At 44.8% G+C, this 22,952-nt stretch carries 17 protein-coding genes and 1 pseudogene; 8 read left to right on the top strand and 10 right to left on the bottom strand.

Annotation, left to right across the window (positions count from 1 at the left end):
* Positions 1–99 precede the first annotated feature (99 nt).
* Entirely contained in the window at positions 100–468 is a 369-nt protein-coding gene (locus D1627_RS16810; RefSeq protein ID WP_119433444.1) for a hypothetical protein, read from the top strand.
* Positions 469–601: 133 nt separating this feature from the next.
* On the opposite strand, the gene thiL is transcribed toward D1627_RS16810, so the two are convergent.
* Both thiL and hisC read right to left on the bottom strand, forming a co-directional pair.
* Positions 602–1,627: a thiamine-phosphate kinase gene (gene thiL, locus D1627_RS16805; protein ID WP_119433443.1), complete on the bottom strand. Its 1,026-nt coding sequence runs from the start codon at positions 1,625–1,627 to the stop codon at positions 602–604.
* Positions 1,628–1,763: 136 nt separating this feature from the next.
* Positions 1,764–3,911, bottom strand: a complete 2,148-nt coding sequence (gene hisC / locus D1627_RS16800; protein WP_119433442.1) for a histidinol-phosphate transaminase — start codon at positions 3,909–3,911, stop codon at positions 1,764–1,766.
* Between the two features lie 282 nt (positions 3,912–4,193).
* On the opposite strand from hisC, the pseudogene D1627_RS16795 reads away from it, so the two are divergent.
* A pseudogene (locus D1627_RS16795) lies at positions 4,194–4,796 on the top strand (nitroreductase family protein).
* Between the two features lie 4 nt (positions 4,797–4,800).
* Complete coding sequence (locus D1627_RS16790) at positions 4,801–5,514, top strand: pirin family protein (RefSeq protein WP_119433441.1); 714 nt, start codon at positions 4,801–4,803, stop codon at positions 5,512–5,514.
* Positions 5,515–5,577: 63 nt separating this feature from the next.
* On the opposite strand, the gene D1627_RS16785 is transcribed toward D1627_RS16790, so the two are convergent.
* Positions 5,578–6,273, bottom strand: coding sequence for a TIGR02117 family protein (locus D1627_RS16785; protein WP_119433440.1), 696 nt, complete (start codon positions 6,271–6,273; stop codon positions 5,578–5,580).
* Between the two features lie 425 nt (positions 6,274–6,698).
* Here D1627_RS16785 and D1627_RS16780 point away from each other — a divergent pair, with 425 nt between their 5' ends.
* The 5 genes from D1627_RS16780 (at position 6,699) to D1627_RS16765 (ending at position 13,815) form a co-directional block, all read left to right on the top strand.
* Positions 6,699–9,254 (top strand): M14 family metallopeptidase, encoded by a 2,556-nt coding sequence (locus tag D1627_RS16780; RefSeq protein ID WP_233555677.1) that lies wholly within the window; start codon positions 6,699–6,701, stop codon positions 9,252–9,254.
* Positions 9,255–9,940: 686 nt separating this feature from the next.
* Positions 9,941–10,474 (top strand): DinB family protein, encoded by a 534-nt coding sequence (locus tag D1627_RS16775; RefSeq protein ID WP_119433439.1) that lies wholly within the window; start codon positions 9,941–9,943, stop codon positions 10,472–10,474.
* Between the two features lie 85 nt (positions 10,475–10,559).
* The gene (locus D1627_RS16770) at positions 10,560–12,002 is read left to right on the top strand and encodes an SLC13 family permease (RefSeq protein ID WP_119433438.1); all 1,443 of its coding nucleotides are present in this window, start codon (positions 10,560–10,562) and stop codon (positions 12,000–12,002) included.
* 23 nt (positions 12,003–12,025) lie between these two features.
* Positions 12,026–12,205: a hypothetical protein gene (locus D1627_RS18300; protein WP_147383357.1), complete on the top strand. Its 180-nt coding sequence runs from the start codon at positions 12,026–12,028 to the stop codon at positions 12,203–12,205.
* Positions 12,206–12,696: 491 nt separating this feature from the next.
* The gene (locus D1627_RS16765; RefSeq protein WP_158607207.1) at positions 12,697–13,815 is read left to right on the top strand and encodes an O-antigen ligase family protein; all 1,119 of its coding nucleotides are present in this window, start codon (positions 12,697–12,699) and stop codon (positions 13,813–13,815) included.
* A 67-nt stretch (positions 13,816–13,882) separates the two neighbouring features.
* Here D1627_RS16765 and D1627_RS16760 read toward each other — a convergent pair whose 3' ends face one another.
* From D1627_RS16760 to D1627_RS16730, 7 genes are read right to left on the bottom strand one after another with little or no spacing between them, the layout of a single operon-like run.
* Positions 13,883–14,665: an ABC transporter ATP-binding protein gene (locus D1627_RS16760; RefSeq protein WP_119433436.1), complete on the bottom strand. Its 783-nt coding sequence runs from the start codon at positions 14,663–14,665 to the stop codon at positions 13,883–13,885.
* A 6-nt stretch (positions 14,666–14,671) separates the two neighbouring features.
* Positions 14,672–15,469: an ABC transporter permease gene (locus D1627_RS16755; protein WP_119433435.1), complete on the bottom strand. Its 798-nt coding sequence runs from the start codon at positions 15,467–15,469 to the stop codon at positions 14,672–14,674.
* A 3-nt stretch (positions 15,470–15,472) separates the two neighbouring features.
* Positions 15,473–17,623, bottom strand: a complete 2,151-nt coding sequence (locus tag D1627_RS16750) for a glycosyltransferase (protein ID WP_119433434.1) — start codon at positions 17,621–17,623, stop codon at positions 15,473–15,475.
* Entirely contained in the window at positions 17,624–19,951 is a 2,328-nt protein-coding gene (locus tag D1627_RS16745; RefSeq protein ID WP_119433433.1) for a glycosyltransferase, read from the bottom strand.
* A gap of 32 nt (positions 19,952–19,983) precedes the next feature.
* Entirely contained in the window at positions 19,984–21,318 is a 1,335-nt protein-coding gene (locus tag D1627_RS16740) for a glycosyltransferase (RefSeq protein WP_119433432.1), read from the bottom strand.
* A 3-nt stretch (positions 21,319–21,321) separates the two neighbouring features.
* Complete coding sequence (locus D1627_RS16735) at positions 21,322–21,690, bottom strand: hypothetical protein (RefSeq protein WP_119433431.1); 369 nt, start codon at positions 21,688–21,690, stop codon at positions 21,322–21,324.
* A 21-nt stretch (positions 21,691–21,711) separates the two neighbouring features.
* Positions 21,712–22,818 (bottom strand): glycosyltransferase, encoded by a 1,107-nt coding sequence (locus tag D1627_RS16730; RefSeq protein ID WP_119433430.1) that lies wholly within the window; start codon positions 22,816–22,818, stop codon positions 21,712–21,714.
* Positions 22,819–22,952 lie beyond the last annotated feature (134 nt).

Genomic DNA, 22,952 nt, shown 5'->3' with positions numbered 1-22,952 from the left:
TTGCTATAGAGAAAACCTGAGCAAGTATAAAGTTGAAATACACAGTATAGATTATAATCGTGCTACCTGATACGTGCTACGCGATACGTAAAAATAAATATGGAAAACGATCCGGAACTGAACGGTAAATACCTAGGCACCATTTCAAAGGACTTTGTAGTGGTAGCCGAGACGCTGAAGGAGGCATCGTACCAGGTGCGCAAGCGTCAGATTTCTGAATACCCGATTTTTGTGTTTAGCCGCACACAGGTGCCCGTTGGCTCTGTGTTTTTGGCGAAAGAGGAGGTAGCCCTGGAGTGGCACATCAACGCCTCTTACCTGGAGGACTTCGTGAACCGGCAATTAATCGCGGATGATAAAATAGAGGAGTTCAGAGCCGCTTACAAAGACCCCGACGAGTTTTGCTGCCTCTTTGTGGTAGACGGCGAGTTTCAGAACTTCGTGTTTATACCTTTCCCGGAAGATTGATTGCGTAGCACGTAGTACGTATCAAGTAGCACGACAATAATAAAAACAGAAGAGGAGCACAATTTTGTGCTCCTCTTCTGTTTACAGTCTATCCAATTTAATGTCGTGATACGTGATACGAGATACGCCAATCTTAAAAATGGCTCCATCCCTGGGCTTTCAGCGGGAACACCTGTCCGGATTTGGTGGCCAGGTTTACGCCTTCGCTTTCTTCGGTGATGTTGCCGATGATGGTAATGTCCGGGTGGTTCTTTAGCTCATCGTAAGCGGCAAGCGGAACCGTGAAAAGCAACTCATAGTCTTCACCACCATTCATGATGCAGGTAAGCGGGTCGATGTTAAATTCAACGGCGGTTTCCAGCATCTGTGGGTCAGCAGGCAGGTTGTCTTTGTATACCACAGCGCCTACGCCCGACTGGCTGCAGATATGGAACAGCTCTGAGGCCAGCCCGTCAGAAATATCGATCATGGCTGTTGGTTGTATGCCGCGCTCCTTCAGGTCGTAGATCACGTCCATGCGTGCCTCAGGCCTTAACTGGCGACCCACAATGTATTGTTTCTCGTCGAGCTCCGGCTGCATTTCAGGGTTTGCCATAAATGCCTGCTTCTCACGCTCGAGTATCTGCAAGCCCATGTATGCAGCACCCAGATCGCCGGTAACGCATACTAAGTCATTTACTTTTGCACCATTGCGGTATACTATCTCTTCGGGTTTAGCCTCTCCGATAGCTGTCACACTGATCACCAGGCCTGCCCTGGAAGAGGTGGTATCGCCACCTACAAGGTCCACCTTGTAGCTCTCGCAGGCCAGCCGGATGCCCTCGTAAAGCTCTTCAACGGCCTCTACGGTAAAGCGCGCGCCAACCGCAATGTTCACCGTAATTTGCGTAGGCTTGGCGTTCATGGCGGCAATGTCGGAAACGTTTACGGCCACGGCTTTATAGCCCAGGTGCTTCAGGGGGCAGAAGGTCAGGTCGAAGTGCACGCTCTCCAGCAGCATATCCGACGATACAACTACCTGCTTTTCCTGTGGCGCCAACACTGCCGCATCATCCCCGATCCCTTTGATAGTAGAATTATTGCGCAGCTCAATTTTCTCTTTAATTTTCCGGATAAGGCCGAATTCGCCTACCGCACTAAGTGGAGTATATTCGCTCATACTTAAAATCAGTTTACAAAGTGCAAAGATACAAAATAAGAAACAGAGGTGATGACTTCGGTACGTTGGCTTGCGCTAAAATGAAAACGGGCCGCATTGCAGGCGGCCCGTTTGTAGTATCACGTGTGATTTATACTTATACCCATGCCGTAGCTGCCACCACGGGCGTACCTTTCCAGCACAAAGTATAACCGGCACCGTTTGGCTGCAACGAGAAGTTAGGGTGCAGTTCCAGCGCCTGGTGTATGTCTTTAGGTTTGATCAGGTGGTCTGCGGGAGCAAAGCCATTGCGGGCAAGGCGCTGCCGCCAGGCCTCGTGGCGCTCGTGGCGCTCTACGCGTTGCGATCCCTCACAAGATATCACATTGATGATCTCACGGCCAAAAAACTCCTGCTCAATAACCTGGCGCTCAGGCATAAAGCGTGGTAGTAAAGTGTCCAGAGCATCAAAAACAGTGTAATAATGCCGCAGCGATTCGCGCAGGCGAGGCAAAAAGTTTAGCTTGTTATGCTCAGAGTCCGGCTCGGTTAGCGTAACGATAGCGGGTTTAAGGGCTTTAACCTGTTGCAATACTTTGTCGCGGTAGTCCACCTCGCCTTGCAGCTTATCTGGCAAATGATGAAGCGTAAAGGTTGAGTTCACAACAAGCGTCTCGGTAGGGGAGAAGTATAAATCCTGCAGCGTTACGTCTTCCAGGCGCTTTGCCAGGCACGAGTAATGAAACTCCAAGCCTAAGCGTGCGGCATGTTGCTGCAGCATACAGCCGGCCTGGCGCAGGCGTGCATCAGGCGTGCCCGTGCTTGCCGGAATATCCACGCCGGTTATACTTATTTTAGGGGCTTTGCCGGGGCGGGCTGCCAATACATCAAGCAAATGTAGCCACTGCAAGCCGCTGCCGATACCCAAGTCCAATATATGAATGTCGTTAGACTGCTCTGTAGCCTTGGCAATAGCCAGATTCCCGAACAAGTGCCCAAACGTAACGAGTGGCGTCGATTTCACCAACACGTTGAACGCTGAGATCATGTCGGTTTCGCCATAGGTGCTGCTATACAGGTTGCCGGCGTGTTCGTTGCCCTCCGGGCCAAGGCAGGCGCTGAAGGCACGCGCAAAGGCAAGTGCAATACGCTCGGCGGCAGTACCAATGCTATTGGCTGTTTCGGCAAGATCTGCAACGGCGGCAAGCCCCTGAAACACGTCTTCTATATTTGGTAGTTGATAACCTGTCTCAAGTATCTGTGCAAGTGCTTTGTCGGGCCAGATTTGGGCAGGTGCAAGTATGTCGTTGAGCTTCTCGTGGAGGTGTTGCTGGTTCTCGTGGGTGCCTACCGTGATTCTGAAATGAAATTTACTGTCCATTTCGCGCACGCGGATGCCATACTGGGCCAGGCCCGCCACTACTCCGGCAGCCGGAACACCTGCATCAACATAAAGAAAATTACCCTCTGAAGGCCACCACTGCACACCGCATGCATCCAGTAGTTGCTGCAAATGCGCTTTGCTTATAAGCGTTTCAGATACAGTATGGTTTAAATGCTCCTGATCTTCAAGGGCAGCCAGAGCGGCCATTTGAGCAAATTGATTTACATTGTAGGGCAGCTTTACGGTAAGAATCTTCTGTACCAGCTGCTCTTGGGCCACCAGGTAGCCAACACGTAGAGCAGCAAGGCCATAAGCTTTAGAGAATGTTCGTAGCACAACAAGATTTGGATATTGGCTTAGGTAAGCCATCCCATCTGTAAAATCCGGGGCAGTGGTATACTCCACGTAAGCTTCGTCCAGCACCAGAAGCACCTGCGGCGGAACCTCCTGTAACAGGCGCTCTAGTTGTGGCTGCGTCAGGTAGTTACCAGTGGGGTTGTTGGGGTTAGCCAAGAAAATTATACGTGTTTTCTCGTCAATCTGCTGCAGGAGGCACTCTATCTCAAGCTCATGCTTGCTGTTGAGTGGGGCAGTTTTGTAATGCACTCCCAATGCCTCTGCCTCGAGCCGGTAAAGCGGGTAGGTTGGCATTACGGATACAATGTTGCTATCGGGGTGTGGTTTACAAATAGCTCTTACCAGCAGCGAGATAAGCTCCGCAGACCCACTGCCAATTGCAACCTGAGAAGGATTTACGGCAAGGCGTGCAGCAATTGCCGAAGAGAGTGCCGAAGCATCCGGGTTGGGGTAAGTATGTGTAAAGGTGATGGCATGCTGAAGGGCATCGGCTACCTTAGCCGAGATCCCGAAAAGATTTTCGTTTGTGGAGCCATTGTAATGTAACTGGGCGGATGTTTCCATAAAAGTAAAAGACGTAGAATTGGAGCAGTTTATACGGGTTGATTTCAAGTGCCCAATATATATAAATATTGTCTGCAATGTATGAACACTATGTCGTTTATTTCATTTTACAATGAAATAATGTGCTCAGGAGTTGTGACATGCCAGTTTTAGCATAAAATAATTATCTCTGTCGGAAACTAAATGCATGTTGTGTTTGTACATTAAATGTATGTACATTAAATTGCGTCTCTAGCTCATAGCTTAAACACGTAATAAGGTAAGAGGTTTAATTAACAAGACATGAATACACCTACAGAAGATACTATAGCCATACATAATTTAATAGAGCGGCGCTGGAGCCCAAGAGCGTTTCGAGACGAAAGCATAAGTGAAGCCCAACTTGCTACGCTATTTGAAGCTGCGCGTTGGGCACCTTCTGCCATGAACGAGCAGCCCTAGCGATTTATTTATGCTACAAAGGATGACAAGGGGAAATTTGAGCGTTTGTTTGGTTGCCTGCTGGAAGGGAACAGTTGGGCCAAGAATGCCGGTGCACTCTTTGTTACAGTGGCCAAAATACATTACGACCTGAACGGGAAACCGAATAAGCACGCCTGGCACGATGTGGGGCTAGCAACTGGCAACCTGCTGCTCCAGGCTACGGACCTGGGCTTGCATGTGCACCTGATGGGTGGCTTCGACGTGAGTAAGGCGCACGAGGCGCTGGGCATTCCAGACGGTTACGAAGCTGTATCGATGGGGGCAATAGGCTATGTTGGCGACCCGGATTCGCTTCCGGAAAACCTGAAGGCGCGCGAACTGGCAAAACGAAGCCGCAAGCCACTCGAAGAAATGGCATTTAAAGGGCAATGGCCACAAAACGACTCTGGCAACCAAGTATAAAACTATGAGCAAGAAAATAATCCATAAAGCAGATACGCGCGGGCATGCCAACCACGGCTGGTTAAACTCACACCATACGTTTAGCTTCGCAAGGTACTATAATCCGGAGCGTATGGGTTTTGGCCTGCTGCGCGTGCTAAACGATGATATTGTAGCGCCGGGCATGGGCTTTGGCACGCACCCCCACGATAATATGGAGATTGTGTCGATACCCCTGAAAGGCGCGCTTGCCCACCAAGACAGCACCGGCACCAGCGAAGTGATCGAGACGAACGAAGTGCAGATCATGTCGGCAGGTAGCGGACTGACGCACTCCGAATTTAACGCATCTAAAACAGAACCTGTAAACTTTTTGCAGATCTGGGTGTTTCCTAAAGAGCAGAGCATCCAGCCAAGGTATGAGCAAAAGGCGTACAAGCCGGAAGACCGGCAAAACAAGCTACAAACCGTAATTTCCCCGGAAAAAGGAAGTGATGCCCTTTGGATTAACCAGGATGCCTGGTTTACGCTTGGGAGTTTAAAAGCCGGTTTTTCGGAAGATTACCAACTGCATAAACGAGGTAATGGGGTTTATGCTTTTGTGCTGGAAGGGGAAGTTGAGATTGACGGCGAAAAACTTGAAAAGCGAGATGGCATGGGCATTAGCGATGCCGATTGGGTAAGTATAAAATCCTCGGCTGATGCAGAACTGCTGTTAATAGAAATTCCGATGAAATAAAGATAGTAATTGTGTTTAGTGATTGATGAAGAAAGGACCCTGGCGCTTGCCAGGGTTTTTCTTTTAGCGGAGGTGGCGCATCACGGCAAAGGGCAGCGGGGCCCATAATCCTGTTTTAAAGCCCATTTGCTTCAGTCCATTATTTACCCAATTATTGCAATTATTAAGTATATAGAACCTGCCGTGCGCTTCATAAAATGTATCCTGCGGCGTATAGCCAGACCCTGGAATATGCTTGAATTGCCCCTGCTGCTGCACAAACGATGCTTCAATATAATGAATCAGCTGTAGGTATTGCTTTGGGGAGATATATACCGGCTGCTGTCGTTTAGTGGGTATCAGTTTATGTTTGATATACTCTACATGCATGGCGGCTCGGGTGGGCCAGAGCGCTGCAGTAAGAGCCACTGATGGGGTAAGGTCGGTCCAGGAAGGTGTTTCCATGTAAAAGCGGCGGTCGCCCCAGCCAAAGGCGATGTACTGATAACTGCTATCGATGCCCTCAAACTGATGTAAGGGCAGCTTAGTGCGCCAGTCGATGTATGAGGTTGCCACCGGCACCACGATATCTGTATGCACACCGTTGGAGGTAACAAATATCTCCAGTTGGTTTTGCTGGGCAGGGGGCTGCGCAAAGCCGCTATTCACCGGGATGCTGCTTAGCACAAAGGCAGTAACTACAAAAGCAAGCATTAGGCCAGCAACTATAAGTAGCGCCCAGCTAACAACCCGAATCATTTTGAGAAATACGCCTTGCATACTTTGCTTTTACGCGACTAGCGAATAAAAAACAAAACCCGGCGCAAAACGCCGGGTCTGAGTGTAGCTTAGTTAGTTTAGTTTCTCTTCAATTATCGCCCGAATGCCTTCTTGCCGTCAGTTTAAATTCAGTTGGTGTCACCTAAAAGCTGAGTCGAGAAAAAGCTGAACGCTATAAGGCATGGCCTAAAGCCATAACATGGAATTTGTTTTCTGTAGGGGATAGGGCGATTGGAAACCCAAATCGGGTTTCGGGTGCAAAGCTACTAAAAATTTCACAATTGTTTAAACATCTTTGAAACAAAGTATAAGCGGCGAATAAGACAAACAATGGCGCCAAATGATGCCATTGTTTGTCTTATTCGCCTTTTTTGTCCAGATTGTGTATAAAATAAGCACATCATTCATTTAACATCTAATCATACATGATATTTACACCGCTGAAGCGCATGGCCGCTTTGATGTTGGTTCTACTTAACGTGCAGCTGGCTGTGGCGCAGCAGGCATTGCAGTCGCCGGCTGAGTTCCTGGGCTACGAGCTGGGGGAGCAGTTTACCACGCAAAACCGCATCCTGGATTATGTGAAATATGTTGCCGCGCAAGCTCCCAACCGGGTAAAGCTGCAGGAGTATGGCCGCACCTATGAAAACCGCCCCCTGATGCTGGCCTTCGTAGCTTCTGACGAAAATTTGCCCCGCCTGGAGCAAATCCGGGAGAACAACCTGCGCCAGGCCCAGCTAGTAACAGGGCAGGTGCAGGGCAACCAGCCTGCTATTGCCTGGCTCAGCTACAACGTGCACGGCAATGAATCGGTAAGCTCGGAGTCGGTGATGCAGGTGCTGTATGACCTGGTAAACCCAAGCAATGCCCAAAGTAAGCAGTGGCTGCAGAACACGGTGGTTATACTTGACCCGATGGTAAACCCTGACGGCCGTGAGCGCTATGTGCAGTGGTACCAGCAGGCATCTAACCGCGGCGGTAACGCCTCGCCTTATGCCTGGGAGCATTACGAGCCGTGGCCGGGCGGCAGGCCAAACCACTATTACTTCGACCTTAACCGCGATTGGGCCTGGCAAACACAAGTAGAGTCTCAGGAAAGGTTAAAAGTATACAACAACTGGCTGCCTCAGGTACACGCCGATTTCCATGAGATGGGTGTGGAGTCTCCGTACTATTTCTCGCCGGCGGCTAAACCTTTCCATGAGAGCATTACACCTTGGCAGCGCCAGTTCCAAAATACCATTGGCGAGTACAACCGCCAGTATTTCGATAAAAATAACTGGTTATACTTCACCCGCGAAAGTTTCGACCTTTTTTACCCGAGCTACGGCGATACCTGGCCAACCTATAACGGTGCCATTGGCATGACCTATGAGCAGGGCGGCTCTGGCCGGGCCGGTTTGGCGTACAAGAAACAGGATGGCGATACGCTTACCCTGCACGACCGCATTGCGCACCACGTGGCGGCCAGCAAAGCAACCATTCAAGCCACGTCCGAGAAAGCCGACCAACTGAAGCAGGAGTTCAGGAAATATTATGACAGCAGCCTCAAGAACCCAGAGGGCAACTATAAATCCTTTGTGATAAAGAGCAGTAGCGGCAGCATTGGAAACTTGCGCATGTTAACCGATTACCTGGGCCAGCAAGGCATTGCCTATGGCTACGCGGGCAAATCAAACTCCGTGAAAGGCTATAATTACAGCAATGGCAAAACCGAAAGTATAAAGCTGGCACCAGAGGATGTGGTTATCAGCATGTATCAGCCAAAATCGATTTTGGTAAAAGTGCTTTTCGAGCCGAATGCCAGCCTCGAGGACTCCCTGACCTATGACATTACGTCCTGGTCGTTGCCGTATGCTTACGGCGTGCAGGCCTATGCCGTGAGAGGGAAAGTGGACATGAGCCAGACCAAGCCTGCTACAGAAAGCACCAGCATCACGATTGAAAAACCATACGCCTACCTGGCACCTTGGCACAGCCTGCAAGACTTGAAGTTTACAACCAAGTTGATGGAAAAAGGTGTGAAGGTGCGCATGGCCGAGCGCCCTTTCGAGATTGATGGCACCAAGTATGAACCGGGCACCGTAATCATCACCCGCACCGGAAACGAGCGCATGGGTGGTGCCTTTGACAGCACGGTTCGCAGCCTTGCCCAACAGTTTAACGTGCAGCTTGGCGCCACCACCACAGGCTTTGTAACTAGCGGCGCAGACTTTGGCTCTGGCAACGTGCGCTCCCTGAAAATGCCAAAAGTGGCCCTCATGTCGGGTGAGGGTATATCACCGTATGGTTTCGGAGAAGTATGGCACTTCTTTGAGCAGCAGATAAATTACCCAGTCACGGTGCTGAACACCTCATACTTTAGCCAGGTGCCGCTGCATGAGTTTGACGTCCTGATTTTACCGTCTGGGTTTTACGGAAACGTGCTGGATGAGAAAACGCTGGAGAAAGTGCAGGATTGGGTGCGCAGCGGTGGCAAACTGATCGCCCTGGAAAGCGCCATGAGTTACCTGGCTGGCAAAAAAGGCTTCGAGCTGAAGCGCAAATCAGATGCTGAGCAGGACAAAGAGAAAGGCAACGGCAAGGAAAAAGACCCTTATAAAAACCTGCGTGCGTATGCAAACCGTGAACGAGCAGCCCTGGATAGCGAAGTGCAAGGCAGCATATTCCGCATAGACCTGGATAAAACGCACCCGCTGGCCTTTGGCTATAGCGACAATTACTTTGCCTTGGTTCGTTCTTCTAACGCCTTTGAGTTTTTAGCGGATGGCTGGAACGTAGGCGTGCTCAAGAAGGATAATTATACCACAGGCTTTGTAGGTAAAGAGGCGAAAGATAAGCTGAAGGATGCCCTCATTATCGGTACCCAAAACATGGGGCGCGGCGAAGTGGTTTACCTGGCAGATAACCCGCTTTTCAGAGGATTCTGGCAAGGCGGCAAGCTCTTGTTCGGCAACGCGGTTTTTGTTGTTGGGCAGTAGTATACTTATAAAAATCTATTTAAATCCCTTGTGCTGGTAAAGTGCAGGGGATTTTTTTTGCAGGATGAAATGGCAATGCCTTCTGCTTTAACAGAGCTTGTACTGTTGCAGTTGTAATTTGGCCAGTGGCCCAATTGAGTTACAAACTCAACATCATTTTAGCCACAGGCTGAAAGCTTGCGGCAGCGTTAGAGCCTCACATGCCGCAAGCTTTCCCCACATGCAGCAGGTTTTCAGCCTGTGGCTTTGCATAGTAGCGGTTAACGCAAGGACAGGTCGCGACCTGTCTCTACAAAATGGTTGTAGTTGCAAAAGTGGTAGCTACTAAAATGATCCCAGTCCTTGGGTGGGGGTAGGGGCCCTCGAAAAAGAGCGCCTTGTAGATTTCCGGTGACGAACGCAGTGAGTCAGTCCGAGGCACGAGGACAGGGAATGTACACAGCGCGATGCCCAAGGACGAGCCCCCCCCGGGCTTGAGGGCACCAAAATTAGAAATGCAACCAATGAGAATATAAGGCAGAGCATGAACTGTGGCTGGAAAAGATACCCTTAGTCAAGTTGAAGGGATAAATGAATTAGGGTTGTTAACCCAACCACACAGCTTCAATTCCACTACTATCATCCTTACGAACTATATAGTATAAATTCGTACCTTGTACGGCATCTATACTTACTGAAAATCAGTTATGCAGACGCAACAAGCAATCACGCCCCCAGCGGCGGAAGAATATAATGGTTACCTGGGCAACTATGTGCAGCAGGCCAAAACAGATGACCTGATCGAAGGCCTTACAGCCAGCTATATCTTTATTACGGGGCTGGTACAAGGACTGACCGATGAGCAACTGCTTTACCGTTACCAACCGGAGAAGTGGAGCATCAAAGAAGTAATGGTGCATGTGATGGACGTGGAGCGAATTTTTACGTACCGTGCCCTCCGCTTTGCCCGCCAAGACAAAACCTCACTGCCCGGCTTCGATGAGAATGCCTACATGCCGCCGGCAAAAGCTGATGTGCGTGATATAAACTCCATTATTGCCGAGTATACTTCCTTGCGTACTGCCACTATCGAGTTGTTCAAAAGCTTCGATGAGGAGGCCCTGCAGCAGCGTGGCATGGCCAGCGGCCTGGAAGTAAGCGTGCGGGCACTGGGCTATGTCATACTTGGCCACGAAGTGCACCACCAGAAAGTTATACAGGAGCGTTACCTGAAGCGCTAAAGCTTGCTCTATGGGTAATTGCAAATTGCTGTACTTTTACTTTTCTATATCTTTAAGGGAAGTAAAAGTATAGCACTATCCATCTATGTCTCTTTCACGTCGAAACCTGGGGCTGGCATTAGCGCCACTCCTTGCGTTACTAGTATGGTGGCTTACACCAGTACTACCTTATCAGGCACGAGTTGTTGCTACAATCATGGCATTTTGTCTGGTGTTTTGGATAGCCGAGGTGATTCCGCTCTCCATGACAGCCTTTCTGGGCGTGCTGCTGGCTGTGATGCTTGGTGTTGCCGAAATAAGTACAGCTTTTCAGAACCTGGGCCACCCTATAATCCTGCTCTTTATCGGTAGTTTCTTGCTGGCCCGCTCCATGACGCGCCATGGCCTGGATAAGCGCATTGCCTTATTTATACTTTCGCGCCGCTTTTTCCAGCAGAGCCTGTTCCGGTTGTTTCTGGGCTTCTCCTTTATCTCTTTTCTGCTCTCGATGTGGGTGAGCAACTCGGTTACGGTGGCCATGTTGCTGCCGCTTATACTTGGGGTTACCCAATTGGTTTGCCCTCCCAACGAGGCCGGAAAAGGCCCTGCGGTATACTTCTTACTAGGCATTGCCTATAGCGCATCCATCGGGGGCATCAGCACCATCATCGGCTCGCCGCCAAACCTGATCGGTGTAAATTACTTGGCAGAGCAGGGCATCCGGATTGATTTTCTGCAGTGGATGTACTTGGTGCTGCCTATATCGCTGAGTATGTATGGCTTTTTGCTGCTCTATATGCGCTATTTTCTGCGAAAGGCCGGGTACCGGCAAGAAGTGGTTCGAACGTATGTGGCCGAACAGTTGTCGCGGCGAGAGAAGCTGCGACAAGGCGAGTCAATAACGATGGGCGTATTCATTCTTGCGGTTATACTTTGGCTGGCCCCAGGCGTGTTTAACTTGCTGGGCATGCAGGAGGCTTACGCGTTCATGGATACTTACTTTGCCGAAAGCACTGTGGCGGTTCTGGCAGCCTTGCTTCTGTTCCTGATCCCGCCCGGCAAGGAAAACATGGGAGCCGGCACACTAACTTCCGAAGACCTTGTGAAGATTGATTGGGATACCATCCTGCTTTTCGGGGGTGGAATGGCGCTTGGGCAACTGGTGGTTACCTCCGGCCTGGCGGACATCATCGGGCGGGCCATGACAGCCTTCGTAGACCCTAACCAACAGGCGCTGCTGGTTCTGGTGCTGGTTTTCCTGGTGCTCATGCTTACCGAGATCAGCTCTAACACGGCCATTGCCATTACGTTTGTGCCTATCATCATCGGGGTGCTGCATGGCCTCGATCTTCCGCTACTGTACCCGGTGCTCGGGGCGGTGCTGGCTTGCAGCATGGCCTTTATGCTGCCGGTTGCCACGCCGCCTAATGCCATTGTATACGGAAGCAAGCAGGTGCCAATTGGGCAAATGGTGCGTGCAGGCGTAATCCTGAATATAGCAGCCACTATGCTTATTACGCTCTGGATACTGTTTTATATGCTAACTTAGCCCGGAAACTTTAATTGAATCTTATGAAGAGCCGACGCACTTATCGTATCGTGATGACTATTGTGTCTTTTATTTTTGCTGGCCTGAATGGGTACCGCGTGCTAACCGGAGAGTATACCATGCTGGATGTGTTTCTGATGGTTGTGTTCCTGGCGATAGGTATTGTGTATGTGATATCGCTTACGCGAAAGAACATAGAGTAGTCGGAGAATGAGGTGTAAAAAAGAAAAACCTGAAAGTATCTATTGTCCCTTCTGAACAATCATACTTTCAGGTTCTCAACTTTTAGCCAAAGGTATCTATATTTACGGCAGTGGTTCGCAGATGTTTTATAATTGGATGAAAAAAACAAAAAATTTTTCAAAATCGCTTTTAGCTACCTGTAAAGCCTGTTTTTATTGACTTTTTATTTTTGAATCTTCAGTAGGGGTAAGAGCTTGTATGTGCGCTGATGCCGAAGATGGATTTGGCGCTTCGAGTGTGGGGCTACTTTCTTATTCTGAGTTTTTTGATTTTGAAACCGATCGATATTGTATTTTTGCACTCTGATAATTTCTAGTGCATGACTCCGCAAGAAAAAAAACTGTACATACTTATTAGCTTATTCTTCTTCACGCTGTTAGTATCGTGGCTTAGAGTTGCAAACGTTGTAATAACAGCGGGCATAACTATTTACAGTTATGTAGCATTTCCGATGAGTGAAAAGCTCAGCCTTTTAAAAAAGAGAAAAGGTGTACAAGCCATGATTTTTTTTTCAGTACTTATACTGGTAAGCTTTGCATTATCATATAACTTAAGCCAGGGTATAAATTATTTAACCTTGCGTTTACCATTAGTGATTTTCCCTGTTAGCTTAGGGCTGCTGCAACTTAGTGCAACTTTTAAAGAGAAGGCCCTTTTAACTTTTGCCTATATAACCACCCTGGTTTGTGTTTTATGCTTTGGGTATGCATTATACAACTATTTTATCCTTGGCCGTGCAGATGCTATGTATAACGATAACCTAACACTGTTAATTGGGCATCAATCGGTGTATGTAGCACTTTTGGTAAATTTTGCGATCTACATTTTTTTATACTTACTGCTTTTCCGAAAGGTGTCATTTAGGGCAGGAGTCTTTTGCAGCATCTTATTTCTTACTGGCATAAGCTACTTACTTGGTAGCCGTATTAACTTAGCAATTTTACTTGTGATGTGTGTAGGGATTAGCATATACTATATACTTAACAAGAAATTATTTGTACATGGGGTTGCCCTGTTTATTGCTCTTGTGGTAGGTGCCTTCATCGTTTTTAAAGCTGAGCCATTAATGCTTAATAGGTATAAAGAGCTTGCCTACAGTAAGTTTGAATACGATCATATAGGTACAGAAAGCCATTACTTTATGGAACTGACTCCCGACCAATGGAATGGTACTAATTTTAGGTTAGCGGCTTGGAATTGCGGTTGGGAGCTGTTTAAAGAAAACCCGCTAATAGGAGTAGGTTTAGGGGATAAAAAAGAGGAACTTATACAAAAATATAAGCAAAAGGACTTTTATTTCGCTATCGAAACAAATAAGAATGTGCATAACAACTACCTAGACATTCTATATAGTATGGGTTTGATTGGCTTTGCATTCTTCTTGCTTGCCTGGGTAATATTTCCGTTAATAGAGGCAGTTAAATACCACGATATCCTGGCATTGATGATGCTGATAACGTTGGCGCTTGCCTGGGTTACTGAGATTTACTTCGATAGAAGTGTAGGAGGAATGATAAGTGGCTTTTTTGTTGTCTTTCTTTTAACCGATAAGAAAAACGCCGAAGTATAAATTTTTATACTTCAGCGTTTATTAACCGTTTTACATGCTAGCAAAGGGTCCTTTAAATTCTTCGTGCTTATACAGCCTGTGCTTCTTGCAAAGCCGGAGCCGTGGTTTCAGAAGCGATCTCATTGTCCTTCAGGTAAAGGTTAATCGCTTCTTGAGTATCTCCAAAGAATTTAAGTTCTCCATCTTTTAGAAATGCCGCTCTCGTGCAATATTGCTGAATCACATCCATGGAATGGCTAACAAGAATTACAGTTTTGCCATTAATCCAGGAACTTTCAAAAACTCTGATAGCTTTCTCCTGAAACTTAGCATCTCCGACAGCGAAAATTTCATCTAGAAACATAATATCGGCGCCCGCATTTACGGCAATGGAAAAGCCTAAGCGGGCTGCCATACCAGAAGAGTAAAATTTGATCTTAGTATCTACGAAGCCTTCTAATTCAGCAAATTCAACAATCTGGTCAAAAATGGTATCAATTTCCTTTATTTTGAGGCCAAGTACAGATCCAGAAACGTAAATATTCTCTCTAGCTGTTAACTCATGGCTCATGCCAACACCCAAGTTCATAAGCATAGTAGAGCCATTAATAGTTATGTGGCCACTATCAGTAGGGTAAACCCCTGCCAGTAGTTTGACTAGCGTTGACTTGCCACAACCATTTCTACCGAGTAGCCCGATGCATTCACCCTGCATAATCTCGAGTGACATGTTTTTTACAGCTGGTACAATTTTTTTTCCAGACGGTTTAAAAATATTGAATAGCCTGTGCTTAACTGTATTATGGCTGTCTTGGGAAATGTGGAAAGACTTGCTTATGTTTTGAGCTTTAATAGCGATACTGTTTTTCATACGGGGTTACAGTTTTTCTGCAGCTTTAGAGCCGAGTTTATTTAAAAGTAAAAGGCCGCCAAGTAAGAATAGTAAGGCATATCCGAAGTCAAATAAAAATAGGCTGAAGTCTAGTTGCACACCTTGCATCATCACGCGCCTTGCATTTATAATAATACCAGCAATTGGGTTTAAGTAATCAAAAGCAGGCAGGGCAGTTTGAAACAATTCAGACCTGTAGAATATTGGAGACAGATAAAATAAGGCGATAGAAAATACCTGCCAAATCTGCGTTATATCCTTAGCGAATATGTATATGCTTGATAAAATCAAGGATAAGGCAAGCGATAAGATAAATAGATTAATAAATAAAGGTATGATCCAGAGGTTATGTACCCCTAATCCGGCAGTGCTTGACTCGATAAAGTTATAAAAGAATATAAACATGATCATGTTGAAGAATAAGCCTATACTACTGCTTAGTAGTGTAGAAATGTAAATCTCCATCTTATTCATGTTGCTGTATTCGTACAGATATTTCTTTGTATACAGAATTTGTATAGTGCCCGAAGTACTTTCCAGAAAGAAATTCCAAAGAATTAGACCTATGAATAAATAGGACGCAAATGCTGGAATATCGGTTTTTAAGATAGTTTTGAATACAACATAAAAAATTAAAACGTCTGTTATTGGTTTAATAAGTGCCCATAATAACCCAAGCCTATTTTCGTAGTATCTGAGCTTATACTCAATTTTTGCTAAAAGCCAGATGCGCTCCAGTTTATTCGAAGAAGAGACTCTCTCTCTTACTGTATTAACTCCCATTGATTATTTGTTAATTCGTCGGTAAATGGCAACTGCCATTTTTGTTAGAAACTTGTTCCCTTTTACCTTGTTTTTAACTGTCAATTTCAGGTTTGAGGGAAATTGAAAATATGTACTCTGAGCGACCTCCCTAGTTGGGTTATCAAAATAAAGTCCGCTACCATTGCTATTAAGAAGATTTGCAACCTCAACACCATATTTTTGATAAAGCGGTGCATGCTTTTCAGCAATAATTTTGTGGAGGTGAAGCTTTTTTACTTTAGTAAATGCCCTTGCCATAGATTCTTTCCTGATCCTGTAATTATAAAGCAACTCTGGCAGCACTACCCCCGGATAACCCTTTTCAATCATACCAATTACGCTGTCCCAGTCCTCCATACCGTACACCATTTCTGGGTCGTTAAGGCCACCCTGTAAATAAGAGCGTCTCTTGAAAACAGGTCCGCTGTTAACCATGTTATGCACCAGCAGGAACGGAGGCTCAGGATTAAAGGCTGGCCAATGGCCAGAGCTTCCCTCAAAGTACTTTACCCAACACCCAACAAAGTGCACGTTCTCATACGTTTCTAGTACACTAATCGCTTTTGTGAAATAACTGGCATGAACAGTGTCATCAGCGTCGATAAAGGTTATGTAATCCCCGCGGGCAGCGGCAGCCCCGTAGTTTCTGGTTAGGGGCAGCCCCTCGTTCTCCTTCCGCAGAACACTGATTGGGTATGATTCCTCAAGGTAGGCAAGCACCTCATCAGTGCCTTCCTCATTGCTTCCATCATCCACCAGGATAATTTCTTTGTAGGGGTACTCACTTGCTAGTACAGACCTAACTGTTTCTTCCACGCACCCAGACATATTGTAATAAGGTATTACCACTGACAGCAGTGCGCCAGTAGCCGTCCCCTCAGCCAGGCTGTCGTTGCACGCAGTATAAGGAAAGCGGGCTTTGGCGGGAGCCTGAAGCATGTAGCCTTCTATGATGCCCATCTTTTGGGAATATACCTTTTCAGGGCTATACCTAGTCTGTATGGTACTTGTGGCCTTTTTACCCACCCCGAGCACGTCGGAGTCGGACAAGGAGAGCACATGCAGCAGCTTTTCCTGAAAGTTATTTGGCACCGAATGGTCAAAAAGAAAGCCATCAACTCCGTCTTCTATAATTTCGCTTTGCCCACCTTGTAAAGAGGCTAAAACAACTTTTCCTAAGCTCATTGCTTCCAGTACCGTGTAGGGCAGGTTATCAACAAGGCTTGGCACAAGTACGACATGGGCGCTTAGCAGCTCCTGCTTAGATTGCTCAGGCAACATTTGCCCCCGAAGTTTGAGCAGCCCACTATCTATGTAAGGCTGATACTTTCGACTGACTATATCTTCCATGGTGCGACCCTCAGGGTGAAACACCTGCTGTGTGCCTCCAATGATGTGCAACGGTTGCTCAAAACCGTTTTTCCAGAGCTTATCAAAGTACTCAAGCAGTTTGAAGGTGCCTTTCAGCGGAGAAAGCTTTCCAAAGCACACAATATGGTTCCTTTGGAAAGAAGCGGCTGGGGCAGGCGTCTTGCTGGTGTCCATTGGGTTCACGACAATACTTTCCTTAACCCCTTGCCAACTCATTTCCTTTTTCAGTTGCGTTACGAGGTATTGGCTTGGCGAAATTACGATGTCTGCCGAAAGTATCGAGGATTTCTCCATTAGCCCAATCCAATACTCAGGCAACTTGTACACAGGGTCGTGGTTGTACTGAAGGTATAGGAATGCAGGCGCATGGCAGGTGACCAGTATATTTAGCTCTTTAAAAAGTGGGTAGCCCATCAGTTTGAACTGCTGGGTATAGTAGCCTATGCCACGATACTCCTGTGTCTCGAGAATGTCAGGCACTCCATATTTCTGCATTTGCTTTCGCACTACCTCGGCAAACTCATAGCTTAGCAGGGCATCGTAACCGAGGAAGTGCCTGGCCTCTGTCCGCTGCGGTAGAAAGTGCACTACCCTAATGTTGTTTATGTACTGTTCGGAAATGTCTGTTATGGAGTGGTCAGGCACGAAGATGGTGACTTCGTGCCCCCGCTGTTGGAGCATTTCTGCCGTGTAAATGCAGTAGGTGCTAATTCCCCCTCCATGACTAGGTGGAAACTCCGTGGTCAGTATCCAGTAAATCATTTAGATTTTCTCAGTCTTCTTTAATAATGATTTAAAAGACCTATTGCCCTGAAACGCTTTAATAACATGGCCGATTCTCTTGTACCATATAGGGAGTACCTCATACTCCTTGTGATACCACTCCTTGATTTCTATAAAATTGTTGGCAAGCTGGTTAGGCAGTTTACCGTATTCCAACCCGTGTGTATGTTCTTCTAGTATAGGCAATGCCTCTCCCTGAGACACCGGTTCTTGCCTTACTACTGATTTATCTATGGCAGAATATGGGAAGCTTTTCAAAGAAGAAAGCTTTGCTTTTTTCTTGAAGAGATAGTAGCTAAACATCTCATCAAAGCGCTCACATTTATCCTCCCACGTCCAATGTTTTATTCGAGTTAAGTTCTCGTTACCTAATTCTCTTAATATAGATCTATCCTGCAAGATTTCTTTGATCTTAATTTTTAAAGCTTCTTTTGTTCTCTCGTGCAGAATAAACTCCCTTTGTTTTTTACCAAAGATTTCTGAGACTATGCCGACATCTGTAGAAACCACGGCTATGCCACAAGCCATAGATTCTAAAACAGGGTTAGGAGTTCCTTCTATATCAGAGGTGCAAACATAAACATCAAGTTTATTATAGAATTGATTCATTTGAGCCATAGGGATTTGAGTGTCAGGCTCTTGTTTATCGGCATATATTAGGTTAATAGAATAACCTTCCTCTATTAACTCAAGTACAGCGGGCTTAATTATACTAATTAACCCTTTATGATCGACACCATCTTTCTCCATACCCCACTTACTATTTCCTGCCCATCCTATAACTAAAGGTTGATTACTAGTGGAAGGAGTTTTTGAATTGTTGGGGTAAAATATGGATGTGTCGACACCATCCTGAATAACACTATAGGGAGATGGGTATCCATCTATAGTCTCATAAATTTGTCTCAATAAATTCGAAGAAACAAAATACCCGTCAATATGATGGCGGTAGAGTGGATTATTGGCCTCTATACTTTGATCATCTAAAAACAAATGATCATAAACACCAGTTAATATTGTCGTTTTATTCAGGAACTCACAAAATGCATTGGGATCAATATTAAATTTATGCTGAAGTTCATAGTGTAAGGCTTCACCAAACATATGATTCACTGCTGGTCTCCAAAAGAATAAAATGACCTCAGGCTTAGCATTGTAAATATCTAAGTACAGGTTTAACCAATCCTCACCGAGATAACTGGATTGAAATAAAATTTCAAAATCATATTTAGCTGAAAGTTCTTTAACTATATTTTTTGCAATATTATGAAATGCCCAATTTTGTGCATCAACAACTAGTGCAACTTTAGGCTTTTCCTCTCTGTTTTGGATGAGTTGGGAGGAAGTAATATTCAATTCATTTTCCCTTTCACGCAACCATTCTTCTGTATTGGAGTCGTAAACTATAAGTCCATTTTTTTGTTTGAATGCATTAGCTGATTGTTTAATTACGCTATTACTAAATCGTTTCTTTTCAGCTATTAGGTCATTTTCGTTTACTGGCGGCTTATGGTTATGAATTAATGTAAACTTGTGAATATTGCCGATCTTGATTCCGCTGTTATATAATCTTAGGGAAAAGTCAATGTCTTCAAACCCCACAAACATATCATAGTCAAACCCACCCATTTGGTTGAATGCATGCCTATTAACTACACTAGCCCCCCCAAATAAGAAATCAGATAAAAATGGGGCCTGAAGATTTATTTGGTCAGCTTCTTTTTCTTGCCTAAAATTAAAGCTACTACCTCCACCTATAAAATATCCATCAGCAAGAGATGTTGGAAATAAAGCTCCGCCTAAGGCAAATACCGTTTTATTATCATAATTGATTAAAGGAAGATTTAAAAAATTACAGCCTAAAAGTTCAATTGCACTTTTGATAGCAGGTAAAGGATTGTTTATGAAATACATGTCGTTATCAATAAACATAATCCAGTCGGTACTTATTTCTTGAGCTGCAATGTTTCTAGCTCTCCCAACTCCGTGGTTTTCTCCCAACTCTTTAATATTAATTTTTAAAGAAGAAGTTTTAGAGAATTCTATTAGTTGAGTAATTTGATCAACCGCAGATCCATTGTCTATAATGAGTACTTCTCCTTGATAGTTTGGAAAGTAATACTCAATTGAAAGCAATAGTTTAATAGTGAGTTTAACTCTATTTAAACTGAGCAGACTAATGGTTAAGTTTTTACCATTCTCAGCAAAATTACTTTTATTTAGTTTTTGAACCTGAAATAGGTGGTGTGCCTCTTCGCTATAGTAATAATTGGTTTTAGCGATTCGATTACTTAAAAAATTATCCACGTATGTAATATTTACTATTTTGCTTTTTGACTTTATCCTCTGAAATAGCTAGTGATTCTTTGCTTTAGAATGCCTATCAAGCTTCTCTGCTCATAAGTTCTTCTATACCACTGTATGTCATTTTCCTTGCTATCTATTGCAGATAACGCTTGGCTTAAATGAGACTGGCAAGTATCCATTTCCTCCTGCCTGTCATGCAGTTTTTGATCTTGAAGTGATATCTCCTTCTGTTTGTCATGTAATTTTTGGTGTAGCAGAGATATTTCCCCCTGTTGGCCATGAAGTTTCTGGCTCAATAAAGATATTTCATCTTGTCTGCTGTGTAGTTTTTGGTGCAGCAGAGATATCTCTTCTAGTCTGCTGTGTAGTTTTTGGTGTAGCAGAGATATCTCCTCCTGTCTATCGTGTAGTTTTTGGTGCAGCAGAGATATCTCTTCTTGTCTGTCATGGAGTGTTTGGCGCAGCAAAGATGCCTCCTCGTTTTGTGAAGTGTATACCTCATTAAACTTTTGAAGACTAGCACATACTAATGTATGTTGCTCTTGAAGTGTAGTAAATACTTTGTTGTTATCAGCACTAAGGTTATTCTGGAGCTGATTTATAGCTGCCTCAACTATCTGTCCTTGCTCTAGCTTGGCTTTGAGGTCTGTGATAAGTTGCTGCTGTTCACCTGACCACTCTTGCAAATTATCGATCATATCTAGCATCATTTCTCTGCTAAACCATGTCCTTCCCCACATGTGCACTGCAAGGGTATCGGAATATAGGAACTGCTCATAATTCCGCACGTTCTTAGCGTAGTTCCAAGGAATAGGGTAAAAGACTTCTTTATTGTATAACTTGATTCCATCAGATAACTGCTGACGGCCATAATTTTTTAAGCCATATTCTTCAATCAGTAGCTTTGTAACAAGTTTAGGTGCAGATTCATTTGCTCGTTCTGTGCCATCAAAATCGGAAACTATTTTCGCAGCGCATCTAGAAATTAAAGAGTGAGATGCTACAGAGCCCATCACAGCATTGTTCACCCAAAATGTGTTGTTATCCGCATCCCCCTCTTCAAAACCAATAAAGCACTTGTCGTTTAACAGTGCATCAATTGGTTTCAAGAGTTTAACATCGGTATCTAAGTAAACTCCGCCATATAATTCCAGTACTCTTAGCCTAGCATAGTTACTTGCATTAGCCCAATGGCTTGATTCAATTGCGTTTTTTATATAAGTGTTATCTAATGGAAAGTTAAGCTCATCCCATCTCTTTATCTCCCATTCAGGGTGAAGCTCTTGCCATTCTGCAATATACTTTTGATACTCTAAGGGTATTTCAGCCCCTCCAAACCAGCAGTAGTGTATAATTTTAGGTATCATGCTTTACTTTCTTCCAAATATCTTCTCTCTTAAAATCCCTATCATACTTCTGTTCTCATAAGTTCGCTTATACCACTCTATATCCTGTTGTAAGCGATCAATGTCATTGAGCAACTTGTTTACTAACTGCCTGTTACCTTCCGTTGATCTTTGGTTTTGATTCAGTTCTGCGTAAAGCGTACTAATTAGTTGTTGGTTGCCGTCTATGATAGATTCGAGCCTCCCTAACTTATTTTCGAGGGTTTTAATTGTGAATTGTTTTGCTTCGATCTCTTGTAGCAGCTTTTGCTGAATCAACTCTAAAGTATTGTGGATATTCTCCATTGAAGAATCAGTGGGAGAGCTGAATTCTTGAAAAAGTAATGTACTCATAAAGTAAATAATATAAATCGCCTAGGAGGCTAGAGAGAAAATAGGAAGGCCTTGATAAATATTTTTATACAATCTGAAGTTTCGGAACATGTCAAATTCCGATTTGCAAATATCGTATGAGTGCTGGCCCATCACATTGACCATGTCGCGGTTATTAAAATAGCTTAATATTTTGACAACAGCCTCGGTTTGATTTTTAAATATGTCGCCGTTGATGCCTCTTTTTACAACATCTTTATTACCGACACATTGGCTTAGTAATACAGGTTTTTTAAATGCTAAAGCTTCAAGCACTCCAAATGAAAGCCCTTCGAAAACAGATGTAGAAAGGTAGATATCGGCTTGCGTGACGAGTTTCTTTATTTGTTGAGAAGGAACCCACCCTGTAACTTTAATATTACTTGCTGTAAGTACAGAACGCTCAACTCCGTCACCGGCCCAGATAAACTCAAACTGATCAAACTCTTCAAAATATGAGGCTATCTCGTTGAAAAGCTGTGGGTTTTTTTGTCCCTCGATTCTTCCGGTTGTAATAATCTGGAATTTACTTTTAGCATTCTGGGGCTTGGTTACTTCTAATGCATTAGGCAAAGAAATACCGTTACTTATATAGGATGCTTTGATTCCTCTTTTTTCATATTCCTGGAGCTCTGAAACAGAGCAACAAACTACTGACCCAGCTACCTTACTGCCGAACCTTTCTAGTTGCATGTAAACGAAGTTGCTTAACATATTCCCTCCAGACAAAAATGGAGCACCATTAGGGGTGTAAATTACTTGCTTTATTCCAGCCATACGGCAGGCAACACGCCCTAAAAGACCACTCTTAGAAGAGTGTAGATGAACTGCATCTACAAGTTTTTTTTGTTTAAGCCTTCTTAAAATTTTGTATAGTTCCCCTAAGGCCAGTAAATCTTTTTTGGGATTAACTGATCGCTGGGCAGATTTCCAGTGTATGAAGCGAACGTTATTTTTAGGGAAGGTAAGTTTGACCTCTTTTGCCGACATGACATGCTTTCTCTCACCGTGAATTACTATATGTAACTCTTCAGGCATTGTTTCCGTAAGGGATTTTACGAAAACTGCGACCCCCGCAGCAAAGGGCTCAACAACGTGTACTATGATCATAAGTTTGTTTATAAAGTAAAGATTTTAGAATAGGCTCTGTTTAGTCTGAAATCCTTACTTACACAAAAGTAGCAATTTTCTAATGAGATAAAGTAGGTAATCTTAACTTTTTTTGTTCTTATCAGAATTTTAGT

Source organism: Pontibacter oryzae (genome assembly GCF_003576375.1).
Taxonomy (GTDB): domain Bacteria; phylum Bacteroidota; class Bacteroidia; order Cytophagales; family Hymenobacteraceae; genus Pontibacter; species Pontibacter oryzae.
This window is presented reverse-complemented; position numbering and strand designations above follow the sequence as displayed.

Bases quoted from the DNA above. Each gene is read 5' to 3' on its own strand.
- D1627_RS16740 (WP_119433432.1), bottom strand. From the start codon at position 21,318: ATGATACCTAAAATTATACACTACTGCTGGTTTGGAGGGGCTGAAATA.
- D1627_RS16750 (WP_119433434.1), bottom strand. From the start codon at position 17,623: ATGATTTACTGGATACTGACCACGGAGTTTCCACCTAGTCATGGAGGG.
- D1627_RS16730 (WP_119433430.1), bottom strand. From the start codon at position 22,818: ATGATCATAGTACACGTTGTTGAGCCCTTTGCTGCGGGGGTCGCAGTT.
- D1627_RS16770 (WP_119433438.1), top strand. From the start codon at position 10,560: ATGTCTCTTTCACGTCGAAACCTGGGGCTGGCATTAGCGCCACTCCTT.
- D1627_RS16765 (WP_158607207.1), top strand. From the start codon at position 12,697: ATGAGTGAAAAGCTCAGCCTTTTAAAAAAGAGAAAAGGTGTACAAGCC.
- D1627_RS16785 (WP_119433440.1), bottom strand. From the start codon at position 6,273: ATGCAAGGCGTATTTCTCAAAATGATTCGGGTTGTTAGCTGGGCGCTA.
- D1627_RS16735 (WP_119433431.1), bottom strand. From the start codon at position 21,690: ATGAGTACATTACTTTTTCAAGAATTCAGCTCTCCCACTGATTCTTCA.
- D1627_RS16760 (WP_119433436.1), bottom strand. From the start codon at position 14,665: ATGAAAAACAGTATCGCTATTAAAGCTCAAAACATAAGCAAGTCTTTC.
- D1627_RS16790 (WP_119433441.1), top strand. From the start codon at position 4,801: ATGAGCAAGAAAATAATCCATAAAGCAGATACGCGCGGGCATGCCAAC.
- D1627_RS16780 (WP_233555677.1), top strand. From the start codon at position 6,699: ATGATATTTACACCGCTGAAGCGCATGGCCGCTTTGATGTTGGTTCTA.
- thiL (WP_119433443.1), bottom strand. From the start codon at position 1,627: ATGAGCGAATATACTCCACTTAGTGCGGTAGGCGAATTCGGCCTTATC.
- D1627_RS18300 (WP_147383357.1), top strand. From the start codon at position 12,026: ATGAAGAGCCGACGCACTTATCGTATCGTGATGACTATTGTGTCTTTT.
- hisC (WP_119433442.1), bottom strand. From the start codon at position 3,911: ATGGAAACATCCGCCCAGTTACATTACAATGGCTCCACAAACGAAAAT.
- D1627_RS16755 (WP_119433435.1), bottom strand. From the start codon at position 15,469: ATGGGAGTTAATACAGTAAGAGAGAGAGTCTCTTCTTCGAATAAACTG.
- D1627_RS16775 (WP_119433439.1), top strand. From the start codon at position 9,941: ATGCAGACGCAACAAGCAATCACGCCCCCAGCGGCGGAAGAATATAAT.
- D1627_RS16810 (WP_119433444.1), top strand. From the start codon at position 100: ATGGAAAACGATCCGGAACTGAACGGTAAATACCTAGGCACCATTTCA.